The organism is Stenotrophomonas sp. YJH_SMC_101-4 (genome assembly GCF_059370395.1).
The window spans coordinates 330917-345963 of record NZ_JCAFTP010000001.1 but is presented as its reverse complement, the minus strand read 5'-3'; the positions used below and the strand labels follow the sequence as shown (position 1 = coordinate 345963).

At 67.1% G+C, this 15047-nt stretch carries 10 protein-coding genes; 2 read left to right on the top strand and 8 right to left on the bottom strand.

The features are described from left to right. Positions 1-6 precede the first annotated feature (6 nt). Complete coding sequence (locus AC5P8D_RS01610) at positions 7-912, bottom strand: LysR family transcriptional regulator (protein ID WP_057503330.1); 906 nt, start codon at positions 910-912, stop codon at positions 7-9. Positions 913-1030: 118 nt separating this feature from the next. Here AC5P8D_RS01610 and AC5P8D_RS01605 point away from each other — a divergent pair, with 118 nt between their 5' ends. After that, the gene (locus tag AC5P8D_RS01605; protein WP_143994118.1) at positions 1031-2020 is read left to right on the top strand and encodes a zinc-dependent alcohol dehydrogenase family protein; all 990 of its coding nucleotides are present in this window, start codon (positions 1031-1033) and stop codon (positions 2018-2020) included. Positions 2021-2063: 43 nt separating this feature from the next. On the opposite strand, the gene AC5P8D_RS01600 is transcribed toward AC5P8D_RS01605, so the two are convergent. The 7 genes from AC5P8D_RS01600 to ligA form a co-directional block, all read right to left on the bottom strand. Then, positions 2064-4592: a membrane-bound PQQ-dependent dehydrogenase, glucose/quinate/shikimate family gene (locus AC5P8D_RS01600; RefSeq protein WP_134958625.1), complete on the bottom strand. Its 2529-nt coding sequence runs from the start codon at positions 4590-4592 to the stop codon at positions 2064-2066. A 131-nt stretch (positions 4593-4723) separates the two neighbouring features. Continuing rightward, positions 4724-7438 carry a DNA gyrase subunit A gene (gene gyrA, locus AC5P8D_RS01595; protein ID WP_019337314.1) on the bottom strand — a complete coding sequence of 905 codons (2715 nt, stop codon included), beginning with the start codon at positions 7436-7438 and terminating at the stop codon, positions 4724-4726. A gap of 261 nt (positions 7439-7699) precedes the next feature. Beyond that, positions 7700-8764 (bottom strand): S-methyl-5-thioribose-1-phosphate isomerase, encoded by a 1065-nt coding sequence (mtnA, locus tag AC5P8D_RS01590; protein WP_241875137.1) that lies wholly within the window; start codon positions 8762-8764, stop codon positions 7700-7702. Positions 8765-8811: 47 nt separating this feature from the next. Continuing rightward, positions 8812-9540 (bottom strand): DUF3011 domain-containing protein, encoded by a 729-nt coding sequence (locus tag AC5P8D_RS01585; protein ID WP_010480486.1) that lies wholly within the window; start codon positions 9538-9540, stop codon positions 8812-8814. A gap of 142 nt (positions 9541-9682) precedes the next feature. Next, positions 9683-10618, bottom strand: a complete 936-nt coding sequence (gene epmA, locus AC5P8D_RS01580) for an EF-P lysine aminoacylase EpmA (protein WP_049482649.1) — start codon at positions 10616-10618, stop codon at positions 9683-9685. A 17-nt stretch (positions 10619-10635) separates the two neighbouring features. Then, the gene (locus AC5P8D_RS01575) at positions 10636-11121 is read right to left on the bottom strand and encodes a GNAT family N-acetyltransferase (protein ID WP_010480482.1); all 486 of its coding nucleotides are present in this window, start codon (positions 11119-11121) and stop codon (positions 10636-10638) included. Positions 11122-11170: 49 nt separating this feature from the next. Further along, on the bottom strand, positions 11171-13642 hold the full coding sequence (gene ligA, locus AC5P8D_RS01570; protein ID WP_329841107.1) for an NAD-dependent DNA ligase LigA: 2472 nt from the start codon (positions 13640-13642) through the stop codon (positions 11171-11173). A gap of 229 nt (positions 13643-13871) precedes the next feature. Here ligA and AC5P8D_RS01565 point away from each other — a divergent pair, with 229 nt between their 5' ends. Continuing rightward, a complete protein-coding gene (locus AC5P8D_RS01565) occupies positions 13872-15002 on the top strand; it encodes a pyridoxal phosphate-dependent aminotransferase (protein WP_414614435.1) in 1131 nt (376 codons plus the stop codon). Positions 15003-15047: the final 45 nt, after the last annotated feature.

Genomic DNA, 15047 nt, shown 5'->3' with positions numbered 1-15047 from the left:
GCCACGCTATCGCCTTGCCATCGTCTGCTCTGTGAAACGCGCCACGCAGAAGTCCAGGAAGCTGCGCAGCTTGGGCGTCAGCTGGCGGTCGCGCGGATACACCAGGTTGATCCACGTCGATACCGGCACGTGGTCCGGCAGCACTTCCACCAGTTCACCACGCGCCAGCGCAGCGGCAAGCATTTCGTAGGGCTGCAGGATCAATCCCAGCCCACCCACGGCCGCTGTCAGCAGCGGCTCGGCCTGGTTGACCATGAAGCGACTGGACACCGGCACGGTCAGCACGCTGCCATCGGCATCGCGGAAACTCCAGCGTGTGCGGATGATCGAATGCGCGAAGCCCAGGCACTCGTGGCGGCTCAGGTCATTGGGATGGGTGATGGCCGGGCGCGAAGCCAGGTAGTCCGGCGAGGCACATAGGACGAGCGGATACGGCCCCAGCCGTCGCGCCACCAGCCCGCTGTCGGCCAGGTCACCGGTACGGAACACCAGGTCGTAGCCGTCCTCGACGATGTCCACCAAGCTGTTGGACAGATTCAGATCGACCTGCACATCCGGGTACTGCTGCATGTAAGCCACCACCGCCGGGCCCAGTGCGTGCACGCCGAAGGTGACCGGCGCGCTGATGCGCAGGCGCCCCATCGGCCGTCCACGCGCCACTTCCGCCAATTGCTCGGCGCCCTCCACTTCCTCCAGGATCACCCGCGCCCGCGCCAGGTAGGCCTGGCCGAAGTCGGTCAGGCTCTGCTTGCGCGTGGTGCGGTTGAGCAGGCGCATGCCCAGGTGCTGCTCCAGCGCCTGGATATGCTTGCCGACCAGCTGCGGCGACAGGTCCAGTGCCTCGGCAGCGGCGGCGAAGGAGCCGACCTCGGCCACCTTGGCGAAAGTCCGCAGGGGAGCGATCAGGTCCATTGCAAACAATTGTTATTCAATGAAACACCAGATTACCCCTTATTCTGGATGCAGACTACGCGCACAGTAGCCGTGACCCTTTCGCCGGCGCCCTCGTCGGCCCTTCCTCGGAGCCCCCATGAGCCAGATTGTCCGCATCCACGAATATGGCAGTGCCGATGTGCTGCGCATCGACGATATCGACGTTCACGCCCCCGCCCCTGACGAAGTCCAGATCCGGGTGAAGGCAATCGGCCTGAACCGCGCCGAGGTGATGTTCCGCAACGGCGCCTATCTGCAGGAAGCGCAGTTCCCCAGCCGGCTGGGCTATGAGGCCGCTGGCGTGATCGAAGCGGTCGGCAGTGCGGTGAGCGGCTTCACTGCTGGCGATGCGGTCAGCGTGATACCGCCACTGGACATCGCGCGCTGGGGCACCTATGGCGAGCTGGCCAACGTGCCGGCACGACTGGTGGTCAAGCACCCACAGGCGTTGGACTTTGAAACGGCGGCCGCGGTGTGGATGCAGTACGTCACCGCCTGGGGCGCGCTGCTGGAACAGGCTCATCTGGCCGCCGGGGATTTCGTCATCATTACCGCCGCCAGCAGCAGCGTCGGCCTGGCCGCCATCCAGATCGCCAATGCAGTAGGCGCCACGCCGATCGCGGTCACCCGTGGCCCGGGCAAGCGCCAAGCCCTGCTCGATGCCGGTGCCGCCCACGTCATCGCCACCCAGGAGCAGGATCTGGTGACCGAAGTGGCGCGCATCACCGGCGGTGCCGGTGCCCGTGTGGTGTTCGATCCGATCGGTGGCCCGCAGTTCGTGCCGCTCACCGAAGCGATGGCCCGTGCCGGCATCCTGCTGGAGTACGGCGCGCTGAGCAGCGAACCCACGCCGTTCCCGCTGTTCAACGTGCTGGGCAAGTCGCTGACGCTGAAGGGCTATCTGTACTCGGAAATCGTTTCTGACGATGCCGCACTGGCCCGCGCCAAGGCGTTCATCGTCGATGGCCTGGACAAGGGCACGCTGGCGCCAAAGATTGCCAAGGTGTTCCCGTTTGCGCAGATCCAGGAGGCACACCGTTACCTGGAATCGAACGAGCAGATCGGCAAGGTGGTGGTGACGGTGTGATCCAGCGTCATGCAATGGGGGTGGATCATCGCCCCCATTGCGGTTACCTGGGCAACGCAAACGCCATCACATAATCGCCGTTCGGGGTTTCCATGAAATGGTGGCCGCCGGCCATGATCACTACGTACTGGCGCCCGCCCTGCTCGTACACCATCGGATTGGCCTGGCCGCCCGCGGGCAGCTTGGCATGCCACAGTTCCTTGCCGGTCTTCAGATCAATGGCACGCAGCAGGTCATCGGTGGCAGCGGCGATGAAGATCAGGCCGCTGGCGGTGATCACCGAACCACCATTGTTCGGCGTGCCGATCTCGATCGGCAGGCCGGAACGGATGCCGAACGGTCCGTTGCCGCGCGCACTGCCGAATGGACGGTCCCACAGCAGCTTGCCGGTACGCAGGTCGATGGCACGGATACCGCCATAGGGCGGCTGCTTGCACAGCAGGCCGGTGAACGGCAGCCGCCAACCAGCGTTGACCTGGATGCCATACGGCGTGCCCACCTGCGGGTCGCCCGCGCCTTCTGCACCGCCCTTGTCGAACCGGATCTTCTCGCGTGGCAGCCAGCCCAGCCGGTCGGCCTCGGCGCGTGGCACCAGCCGGTTGTAGTTGGGCATGTCGTTGTAGTTGGCCACGATCACGCCGCGGCGCGTATCGATGGACACGCTGCCCCAGTCCGAGCCGCCGTTGTAGCCAGGGTACTCGATGGAATGGCGCTCGCTGCTCGGCGGCGTGTAGAAGCCTTCGTAGTACGCCTTGCGGAACTGGATGCGGCAGACCAGCTGGTCGATCGGGGTGATGCCCCACATGTCGCGCTCGGTCAGGTCATGTTCGCGGCGCAGCGTGTGGTACAGCGAAAACAGCTGGGTGGGTGAACGCTGCTCGGGTTCGACGCCGCCGACCGGCACCTTGCGCTCTTCGGCGGCGGTAAGCAGCTGGCCGTTGCGGCGATCGAGGATATAGAGGTCGCCCTGCTTGGTCGGCAACAGGATCGCCGGCACCTTGCCCGCCGCCGTCGGGTAGTCGATCAGGCTGGCCTGCGAACCCAGGTCGTAGTCCCACACATCCTTGCGCACCGCCTGGAAATGCCAGACCGGCTTGCCGGTGGCCACGTCGATCGCCACCAGCGAGGTTGCATAGCGGTTCTGGCTCTCCGTGCGCGAGCCACTCCAATAGTCTCCCGCAGAATTGCCCAGCGGCAGGTAGACCAGCCCCAGTGCTTCATCACCGGTGGCGGTGGTCCACATGTTGGGTGTGCCGCGCGTATAGGTCTGCTCGCGCGGCGGCAAGCCGCTGCGCTCGGGCTGGTCCATGTCCCATGCCCAGCGCAGCTTGCCGGTGATGGCATCGTAGGCCTGGATCACGCCCGAGGGCGCATCGCGGCGCTGTCCGTCGAGCACCTGATGACCGGTCACGATCACGCCGCGCACGATGGCCGGCGGCGAGTTGATCGACACGTAACCCGGTGGCACCTCGCCCATGCCCAGGGTGATGTCGACCTGGCCGTTGTTACCGAAATTCGCGCAGGGACGGCCGCTGTCCGCGTCCACCGCGATGATGCGACCGTCCAGCGTGCCTTCGATGATGCGCGCCCAGCATGCCGGACGACTGCCCGGTGCAACACTGCGGGTGATGCTGGGCGGCGGTTCCGGCAGCGCCAGATCAGCGGCGACATCGGCCAATGCCGCATCAGCAACGGTCGGCGTGCTGGGCTGCTCGTAATAGCTCACACCGCGACAGGCAGCGGTATAGGGAATCGAAGCATCCTTCACCCTTGGATCGAACCGCCACAGCTCCTTGCCGCTGGCGGCGTCGAGTGCGATCAGGCGGTTGCGCGCGGTGCACAGGTACAGGCGATCGCCAATCTTCAGCGGCGTGGTTTCCGCGCCCCAGCGCTTCTTCGGCATATCGCCGGTACGGAACTGCCAGGCCGGCTGCAGCGTGGCCACATTGGCCGGGGTGATCTGCTGCAGCGGCGAATAGCGGGTGGCCGCATTGCTGCGGCCCCACGCCGGCCAGTCGCCCTCGGCGGGCTGGTCAGCCGGCTGCAGGCCCGTGGTATCGCGCGTAGGTTCCAGTCCGGCGCTGACCGCGCCTTCCGGGAACGGCAGGTGCCCGTCCACTTCACCATGCGGCGCAAAGGCCAGGCCGAAGGCAGCTACGAACACCAGCATCAGCACGCCCGCCACGCTGCGCGACAGGCGCTTGGACACCGGTTCGCGCAGGGTCGGTGCGAGCAGCGCCACCACGATGCCCAGGGCCGTAACGAGGCCCAGGCGCGGCACCCAACGCCAGTAGTCGCTGCCTGACTCCCACCAGGTCCACAGCAGTGTGCCGATGAACACCAGCGCGTACAGCAGCGCGCCGCTGCGACGGTTGCCGAACAGCAGGAGGCCGCTGGCCAGCAGGCCGAGCCCGGCGATGGCGTAGTACGCCGAGCCGCCAAGGCTGAGCAGCCATGCGCCGAGCCCGCCGATGACCAGGCCGAGCACGACCAGCAACAGCGACAGCACGGTCACCAGCGGATGGCGCGGGGTTCGGACAGGAGCAGGATCGGACGGCGGCGTGACGGACATCGTCGATCTCCGGGGGCAGCATGCGCCCTTATCCCACCGCCGGCGTGAAGCGCGCGCGTATGTGTGGCGTCCGGATACGACGACGCCGGCACAGGGCCGGCGTCGTCGGGTACCTCAGGCTCGCGGCAGGATCACTCCTGCGCGGCGTCCTCGCTGCTGGCCGCAGCCGGGGCGCCGTCGGTCGTGGCCGGGGCGGCAGCCGCCACCTCGTCCTCGTCCTCGTCGATCGAGGCATCCATGCGCTCCACCGCCTGCAGCTTCTCGTCCTTGGACAGGCGGATCAGGGTGACGCCCTGGGTGTTGCGGCCGACGCGGCTGATTTCCGAGCCACGCGTACGCACCAGGGTGCCGCCATCGGAGATCAGCAGGACTTCGTCGCTGGAGCCCATCAGCACCGCGGCGACCAGCTTGCCGTTGCGCTCGGTGGTCTGGATGCCGATCACGCCCTGCGTACCACGGCCCTTGCGCGGGTAGTCCGGCAGCGGGGTGCGCTTGCCATAGCCGTTCTCGGTGGCGGTGAGGATGTACTGCACGCTGGCGTCGTCAGCGCCGTCGATCACCGCATCGCCATTGGCGGCGGCTTCTTCGACACCGTTGTCGTCCTCGTTCTCGTCCTCGATGCCACCGGCACTTTCGGCCACGATCAGGCTGACCACTTCCTCGCCGGCCGGCATCTTGATGCCACGCACGCCGGTCGCGGTACGGCCCATCGAGCGGACCTTGTCCTCGCCGAAGCGCACGGTCTTGCCGTTGGAGGCGAACAGCAGGATGTCGCGCTCGCCGTCGGTCAGGCCGACGCCAACCAGCGCGTCGCCCTCGTCGAGGTTGATCGCGATCTTGCCGCGGGCCAGACGGAAGGCGAACTCGCCCAGCGGGGTCTTCTTGACCGTACCGTTCTTCGTGGCGAAGAACACGAACTGGCCATCGGCGTACTCGCGCACCGGCAGCACGGCCTGCACGCGTTCGCCCGGTTCCAGCGGAATCCAGTTGATGATCGGACGGCCACGAGCGTTGGAACCGGCTTCGGGCAGCTGGTAGACCGGCAGCCAGAACACCTTGCCCGAACTGGTGAAGGTCAGCAGCGTGTCATGCGTGTTGACCAGCCACAGCTGTTCGATGAAATCCTCTTCCTTGGTCGCCGCCGCACTGCGGCCACGGCCGCCACGGCGCTGCGCGCGGTACACGCTCACCGGCTGGCGCTTCACGTAACCGGCGTGCGACACGGTGACCACCACGTCTTCCGGCGCGATCAGGTCGAGGATGTCCAGGTCTTCTTCGCTGTGGCGGATCTCGGTACGACGCTCGTCGCCGAACTCGGCCTTGACGCTGACCAGCTCTTCGCGGATCACCTGCAGCAGGCGGTCGGGGTCTTCCAGGATGTGGATCAGCCCGGCGATCACTTCCAGCAGCTGCTTGTACTCGTCGGTCAGGCGGTCCTGCTCCAGCCCGGTCAGGCGGTGCAGGCGCATTTCCAGGATCTGGGTGGCCTGGATCTCGGTCAGCTGGTAGCCGCCCTCGATCAGGCCCACGCCCTTGGGCAGGTCTTCCGGACGCGAGGCTTCGGCACCGGCGGCGCCCAGCATCGCACCGACCAGGCCCGGCTCCCACACGCGCGCCAGCATGCGCTCGCGTGCTTCGTTCGGGTTCGGCGAGGTCTTGATCAGTTCGATCATCTCGTCGATGTTGGCCAGCGCGACGGTCAGGCCTTCCAGCACGTGGGCACGGGCACGCGCCTTGCGCAGCTCGAACACGGTGCGGCGGGTGACCACTTCGCGACGGTGGCGGACGAACGCCTCCAGCATCTGCTTGAGGTTCATCAACTGCGGGCGGCCATCGACCAGCGCCACCATGTTGATGCCGAACACCGATTCCATCTGCGTCTGCTGGTACAGGTTGTTCAGCACAACCTCGGCAGATTCACCGCGCTTGATCTCGATGTAGATGCGCATGCCGTCCTTGTCGGACTCATCGCGCAGCTCGCTGATGCCTTCGATCTTCTTTTCCTTGACCAGCTCGGCGATCTTCTCGATCAGACGCGCCTTGTTCACCTGGTAAGGAATCTCGGTGACGATGATCGATTCGCGGCCGTTGTCGGCCACTTCGATATCGGCCTTGGCACGGATGCGCACGCGGCCACGGCCGGTGCGGTAGCCGGCGACGATGCCGGCGGTGCCATTGATGATGCCGGCGGTCGGGAAATCCGGACCCGGGATGTATTCCATCAGGCCGTCGACGTCGATTTCCGGGTTGTCGATCAGCGCGATGCAGGCGTTGATCGATTCGCTCAGATTGTGCGGCGGGATGTTGGTCGCCATGCCCACCGCGATACCGGCCGAACCATTGACCAGCAGGTTCGGGAACCGGGTCGGCATGACCGTCGGCTCCAGTTCCTTTTCGTCGTAGTTGGGCTGGAAATCGACGGTTTCCTTGTCGATGTCGGCCATCAGCTCATGCGCGAGGCGCGACATGCGCGCTTCGGTGTATCGCATCGCTGCGGCGGAGTCGCCGTCGATGGAGCCGAAGTTACCCTGGCCATCGACCAGCATGTAGCGCAGCGAGAACGGCTGTGCCAGGCGCACCAGCGTGTCGTACACCGACTGATCGCCATGCGGGTGGTACTTACCGATGACGTCACCGACGATACGTGCCGACTTGAAGTAGGGCTTGTTGCTGTGCGCGTTCAACTCGTTCATCGCGAACAGCACGCGGCGATGCACCGGCTTGAGGCCGTCGCGCGCATCCGGGAGCGCGCGGCCCACGATCACGCTCATGGCGTAATCGAGGTAGCTCTTGCGCATCTCGTCTTCCAGGTTGACCTGGATGATTTCCTTGGCGGTTTCTGCCATTCGGGTTCCGTTGTCTGGTAGCGGTCCAGTCCGGCGCAGCCCTCTGCGGGAGGGGGTCGTGCCGGAACCTCGATTCAACCTGTGGATACTACCACAACAGGCCGTTTTCCGCCTCCCTTTACGGGGATTTTACCGGCACAAATCAGGAACTTAGGGCCCCATACCGCCCCTGTAGCGCCGAGCCCATGCTCGGCTGCGGCGGATTTGCTGGCTGAGCCGAGCGTGGGCTCGGCTCTACAGACATCCGCGACCCTGCCCGCCTCAGCCGCCGAAGGCGGCGCGCATGTTGTCGGCGGTCGGGTTCAGGATCACCCCGCGCTCGGTCACGATGGCATCGATCAGCTCGCCCGGAGTGACGTCGAACACCGGGTTCCAGGCGGCGATGCCCTCGGCCACGGTGCGGGTACCGCCCACGCCGTACAGCTCGCCCGGGTCACGCTGCTCGATCTCGATCTGGCTGCCGTCCACGGTTTCCATGTCCACGGTCGAGGACGGCGCCACGACCATGAACTTCACGCCGTGGTGGCGCGCGGCAATGGCCAGCTGGTAGGTACCGATCTTGTTGGCGGTATCGCCATTGGCGCAGATGCGGTCCGCACCCACGATCACCCACTGCACAGCACCGGTCTTCATCAGGTGCGAGGCGGCCGAATCGGCAATCAGGGTGGCGTCGATGCCATCCTGCTGCAGCTCCCACACCGTCAGGCGCGCGCCCTGCAGCCACGGCCGGGTCTCGCCGGCGAACACCCGGGCAATGCGGTGCTGGGCCATGCCGGCACGGATCACGCCCAACGCGGTACCGAAGCCGGCGGTGGCCAGCGAGCCGGTGTTGCAATGGGTCAGCACGCCGCTGCCGGCCTCGATCAGGCCCGCACCCAGCGCACCCATGTGGCGGTTGGCGGCCAGGTCTTCCTCGGCGATGGCCTGCGCCTCCCCTTCCAGCAGAGCCTTCCAGTCGGCGCCAGCGGCGTTCAGGCAACGGCGCATGCGCGCCAGCGCCCAGGCCAGGTTGACGGCGGTCGGGCGCGAGGCGTTCAGGCGCTGCAGCGCCGGCTCCAACTGCTGCAGCGCATGCGCGCCATCAGCGGCCTGCACGTCACGTGCGGCCAGCACCACGCCCCAGGCCGCGGCAATGCCGATGGCCGGCGCGCCACGCACGGTCAGCGCGTGGATGGCGGCGGCAACCTCGTCACTGTCATGGCAGACCACGTGCTCGACCACGAACGGCAGCTTGCGCTGGTCCAGCAGTTGCAGGGCATCGCCGGTCCAGAGGATCGGGCGGATGTGGTCATAACGGGCGTAGTCGATGTCGGAGGCAGTGTTCATGGGCCCATTGTAGGGCCACGCCCCGCGCGGTTGGAGCCTGCCCCGGCTCAATTCACCGAGAATTCGGCGCGGCAGCCGCCGTCCACCCAGATCCCGTTGCGGTTCCAGCCCCAGGTGTTGCCTTCCTCGCACGGGGTGCTGGACAACTGTTCGGTGACGACGGCGCCGACCGAAATGCTCGCGCCACAGAAGCGGCGCTTCTTCGACTTCGACTCGCAGGTCAGGCGGCGTGGCACGTCGACAAAACGGCCGTCCTCGTCAGCCACTTCGAAATCGCCCTGGCAACCACGGCTGGTCCAGACTTCATTGCGCTTGTAGCCCCAGCCCTGCCCTTCGCGGCACGGCAGCACCGACAACTGGCGCAGCAGGCGCACCGGCGCCCCGTCCAGGCGCACCGGGCAACTCTGCGGGCGGCCATTGGATTCGCAGCGCACCACACGGCGGACCAGGCGCTTGCCTTCCGTTGCCGCAGGCGCTGCACCTTGCGCTCGACGCGCACGGAACTCGGCCCGGCAGCCCAGGGTGACCCACACGCCACTGCGGTCGGTGCCCCACTCGCTGCCACGGATGCAGCTGTTGCTGGACAGCTGGCGCACAAGGTCGATGCCATTGCTGACGTCGATATCGCAATGCACCCAGCCCATGTCGCGCGATTCGCAGGTCACCACTTCGCCGTCATAGCCCGCCTGCTGGGCCGACGCCGATGACGGCAGCCAGGCACCCCAGAGCGCGATGGAGTACACCGGTGCAGCGACAACCGCAAACCACTTGACCAAAGCCTTCCCCAGCAGGAATGGATGAACTGCGTGCCAGTGTCCGGCATCTGCCGTGATAAGAGCATCATCCCGCTTACCGAAGCAAGCGCAGAAACGCGGAATTCCGTTCAGTCTTCGATGTTCAGGAACGTGCGCACCGCGCTCACGCGTGGGCGAAGTCGTAGGCCAGCACATCGGCGATACGCGGCGTGCGGTTCATCGCCATCAGCAACCGATCAACACCCACCGCCACGCCGGCGCAGGCAGGCATCGAGGGCAATGCGGCCAGCAATGCTTCGTCCAGTGCCGGCTGCACCTGGCCGCGCTCATGGCGGCGCTGCAGGTCGCGCTGGAAACGCGCACGCTGCTCGTGGGCGTCGTTCAGTTCGTGATAGCCGTTGGCCAGTTCCACTGCCCCCAGGTACAGCTCGAAACGCTCCGCCAGCGGCGGCGTGCCTGCACGGATGCGTGCCAGTGCGGCCTGGCTGGCGGGCCAGTCATGGACCACGGTCATCACTGTGTCATCGAAGTGCGGCTGGATGCGATGGGTCATCAACAGGTCCAGCCAGTCATCGCGGGTCAGCCCGACCGGGTCGATGTGCACCTCGCCCAGCGCGGCACGCAGCGCGGCCTCATCAGCATCGAACGGATCCACGCCCACATGCTGCTGGAACAGCTCGCGGTAGCTGAGCACACGCAGCGTCGCACTGCGCCCGACCAGAGCCAGCGCCTGGCCAACCAGCTCGGCGGTTTCCTGCACCAGGCGATGGTGATCCCAACCGACCCGGTACCACTCCAGCATGGTGAACTCCGGATTGTGGCGGCCGCCCGCCTCGCCATTGCGGAACACCCGGCCCAGTTCGTAACAGTCACCCACGCCCGCCGCCAGCAGGCGCTTGAGCGGATACTCCGGCGAGGTGCGCAGCCAGCGGCGGCGTCCGCCGGCATCGACATGGCCGGTGAAATCGGTATGGAAGCTGTCGATGTTCGGCTCGGTGTTGCCGGCCACCGACAGGATCGGCGTCTCCACCTCCAGCACGTCGCGCTCGGCGAAGAAGCGGCGCACCAGCGCATTGAGCGCGGCGCGTTGCTGCAGCATGCGCAGCAGGGCCTCGCTCACAGGATGCCCTCCGGGCGCGGGTGGTCCAGCGGCAGGGTCAACAGATCGCGGGTGTCATCGATGTAACCGCTGGCCAGGTACAGGCGCCGGGCCAGTTCGTTGTGGTGGTTCACTTCCAGGCGCAGACGGCTGACACCACGCCCGCGAGCGCGCTGTTCGCAGATGGCCAGCGCCTGCTTGCCGCGGCCACGACCGCGCGCGCGATGGCTCAGGTACAGCTCGTCCAGCAGCATGAAGTGGCCGCCCTGCTCCAGGCTGAAGCCCATCGCGATCACTGCGTAACCGACCACCTCGCCCGCCTCGTCCAACCACAGCAGCACTTCGCCATTGCGCGGGTCAGCCAGCAGCGCATCCACACCGCGACGCACGCGCGCGTCATCGAAGTCGATCCTGTCTTCGGCGTAGAACTCGCGCATCAACGCGATCAACAGTTCCTCGTCGGCACGGGTGGCCAGGCGGAAATCCAGCGGAGCGGTCTGCATCGGTGTTCCTTTGTGTTTCATGCCGGGCGCGAGGCACCCGGCGGGGTCATCATTCGTGTTCGGCAAGGTAGGCCAGCAGGCGGTCTTCGTCCCACACCGGCACGCCCAGCGATTGCGCCTTGTCCAGCTTGGAGCCGGCTTCGGTGCCGGCGACCACGAAGCTGGTCTTCTTTGAGACGCTGCCGGAGACCTTCGCGCCGAGGGCCTCCAGGCGCTCCTTGGCGGCATCGCGGGTGAGCTGCGCCAGGGTGCCGGTCAGCACCACGGTTTGCCCCTCCAGCGGGCCAGCCACGATCTCGGCCAGCGCCGGCGCCTTGGCCAGGATCTGCTGCATCGCCTTCTCCGCCGCCAGCAGCATCGCGCCATGACCATCGGCATCGAGCCACGCAGCCAGGCCACGCGCGGTGTCGTCCGGTAGGCCGGCGTTGACGAACTGGCCATGTTCGGCGTCGAGCACGGCCTGCGCGCCAGGCAGCGCAGCCACCAGCTTCTCGGCGCGCAGGCGGGTGATGCCGGGGATTTCCGACTCGACCAGCAGCTGTGCCAGATCCAGGCCCTCACGCAGCTTGGCGCTGGGCGCATGCACATCGCTGATCCGCACCTGGCCAACCTGCAGCAGGTCATCGATGGCCTGCTGGTTGCCCTGCTGCTCGAAGAAATGGCCGAGCGAGCGCGCCACTTCGCCACCGATGTCCGGCACACGCTTGAACAACGGCCACGGCAGATGGCGGATCAGCTCCAGGTCACCGAACCACTGCGCCAGCGCCTTGGCCGTGCTTTCGCCCACATGCTCGATGCCGAGCGCGAACAGCAGGCGCTCCAGCGTGGCAGCACGACTGGCGTCGATCGCCGCGATCAGGTTGTCGGCCCACTTGGTGGCGATCTTCTTCGGGTTCCATTCGAAGCTGGCCGGCTGCACCAGCGCCCGCGCACGCCAGCCCGGATCGTTGCCGTCCAGCTTCAGCACTGCATTGAGCACCGCACCACTGCCCTCGGCGGGCAGATGCAGCTTCAGCGCAGCGGCCAGTGCTGACGGATCCTCGGCGTCCAGTACCAGTTTCAGGTGCAGCAGCTGGTCACGGCTGAGGCGGTACAGGTCGGCCACGCTCTTGACGATGCCGGCGTCGACCAGGGTTTCGATGTACTTGTCACCCAGGCCATCGATGTCCATCGCGCGGCGCGAAGCGAAATGGGCGATGGCTTCCTTGCGCTGCGCCGGGCAGGACAGTTCGCCCGAACAACGCCACGCCGCTGCCCCCTCCTCACGCACGATCTCCGAGCCACAGACCGGGCAGCGCGTCGGCATCTGCCACGGCGCGGTGCCCTGCGGGCGGCGGTCGAGGATGACGCTGACCACTTCGGGAATGACATCGCCAGCACGGCGCACGATCACGCTGTCGCCGACGCGCACATCCAGGCGTGCGATCTGGTCGGCGTTGTGCAGCGTGGCGTTGGACACGATCACGCCGGCCACCGCCACCGGCGCCAGGCGCGCGACCGGCGTGGCCGCACCAGTGCGGCCGATCTGGATCTCGATGGCCTCCACGGTAGTGCTCTGTTCCTGCGCCGGGAACTTGTGCGCGATGGCCCAGCGCGGCGCGCGCGAAACGAAGCCCATCGCCTGCTGACCCGCACGGTCATCGAGCTTGTAGACCACGCCATCGATATCGAACGGCAGGCCATCGCGGCGCTCACCGATGTCGCGGTAGTAGCCGAGCAGGCCGTCGGTGCCGTCCACCACCTTGCACAGCTCACTGACCGGGAAGCCCCAGGTACCGAGCTGGGCCAGGGTGCCCGAATGGGTGTCCGGCAGTTCGCCGCCCTGCACTTCGCCGGTGCCGTAGGCGAAGAAACTCAGCCTGCGCTGCGCACTGATCTTCGGATCGAGCTGGCGCAGCGAGCCGGCCGCGGCGTTGCGTGGATTGGCCAGCACCTTGCCACCGTGCTGGCGTGCACGTTCGTTGTAGGCCTCGAAATCGGCGCGCGCCATGTAGACCTCGCCGCGTACCTCCAGCACATCCGGCCAGTCCTTGCCGTGCAGGCGCTTGGGAATGTCACCGATCTCGCGCAGGTTGGCGGTCACGTCCTCGCCGGTACTGCCATCGCCACGGGTCGCGCCGAGCACGAAATGACCCTCTTCGTAGCGCAGGCTGATCGCCAGGCCGTCCATCTTCGGCTCGGCCGAGAACCGCAGGCTGCGACGACCCAGGCGCTCATCGATGCGGCGCACGAAATCGGCCACTTCTTCATCGCTGAAGGCATTGGACAGCGACAACATCGGTACCGCGTGGCGCACCTCCGGGAAACGGCCGGAGGGCCGCGCACCGACCTGCTGGGTCGGGCTGTCGGCACGGGCCAGTTCCGGGTGCTCGCGCTCCAGCGCTTCCAGCTCGCGCACCATCCGGTCGTAGTCGACGTCAGGGATCTCCGGCGCGTCCAGCTCGTGGTAGGCGCGGTTGGCCTGGGCGATCTGCCGGCGGAGGTCTTCGGCGCGTTCGGCTGGGCTGGGGCTCATCGGGATCCGGTGGTTCTGGGATGGCCGGGAATTCTACCGCGCCCGGCCGTCAGGCCCGGTAACGGCCCCGCTTTTGCAGCGTCGAGCCATGCTCGACTGCCCCCCCTCCGCTCTGGCAGGTGCCAACCTTGGTTGGCACGTCTGTAGTCGAGCACGGCTCGACGCTGCAAATGCAGCTTGCCGCCCACCCTCACCGGCGCTAGCGTGCGACGGTCTGCCCTTCGGAATCCTGCCCGTGCCCCTGCCCGCTTCCCGTCGACGCTTCCTGCAACTGGCCGGTGCTGGCCTCGCCGTCGCCGGCAGCGGGCTGCCGCAGCTCGGCCATGCCCAACCCGCGACAGCCGCCGCCGCCGCCCTCGCCCCCGCCGAAGGTGCGGTGCTGCTGAATTTCAACGAATGCCCCTACGGCCCCTCGCCCGCAGCCCAGCAGGCGGCACGCGACAGCATCGCCGGTTGCGGCCGCTACCGTTTCGCACTGGCCGGACAGGTGCGCGACGCCTTCATCGAACAGGCACGCATCCCGGCTGATCACGCGCGGTTGTATCCGGGTTCCAGCGAACCGCTGAACCGTGCCGCCGTGCTATGGACCGGCCCGCTGGCGGGACTGGTAGTCGCCGACCCGACCTTCGAGACGCTGGGCGAGGTCGCCGCCGCACACGGTGCGCACGTGCAGAAAGTGCCGCTGCGCGACGACGGCGCACATGACCTGCGTGCAATGGTTGCCGCCGCGCATGCACGCCCGACCGGACTGCTGTATGTGTGCAACCCGAACAACCCGACCGGCTCGATCAGCCCACCGGATGAGCTTGCCTGGCTGCTGGCCCACAAGCCCGCCTCCACCCGCGTGCTGCTGGACGAGGCCTACCTGCAGTACAGCGAGCAGCCGAGCCTGATCGCGCAAGTGGCGCAGCGCGACGACCTGATCGTGTTGCGCACGTTCTCCAAGCTTTATGGCATGGCCGGCCTGCGACTGGGCGTGGCGGCCGCGCATCCCGACCGCCTGCGCGAACTGGCCAGCCTGGGCGACAACCCGCTGCCCGTGCCGGCACTGGCCGCTGCACTGGCCAGCCTGCGCGATCCGCAGTTGATTCCTCAGCGCCGCCTGCAGAATGCCAAGGTGCGGCAGGCCACCATCGCGTGGCTGGGCAAGCGTGGTTTCAGCTGCGTGCGGTCGGAAGCGAACTGCTTCGTGGTCGACGTCCGGCGCGATGGCAGCGCGTTCGCCAAGGCAATGGCCGACAACGGCGTGGTGATCGGGCGAAGCTGGCCGATCTGGCCACAGCGCGTGCGCGTGACCGTCGGCACCGAAGAGGAGATGGCCGCGTTCCGCAATGCGTTCGCGAAGGTGGCCGGCGTACCGGCCTGACCCTGTTGGTGGGGGCGAACCTTGGTTCGCCCCATCCACGCTTGG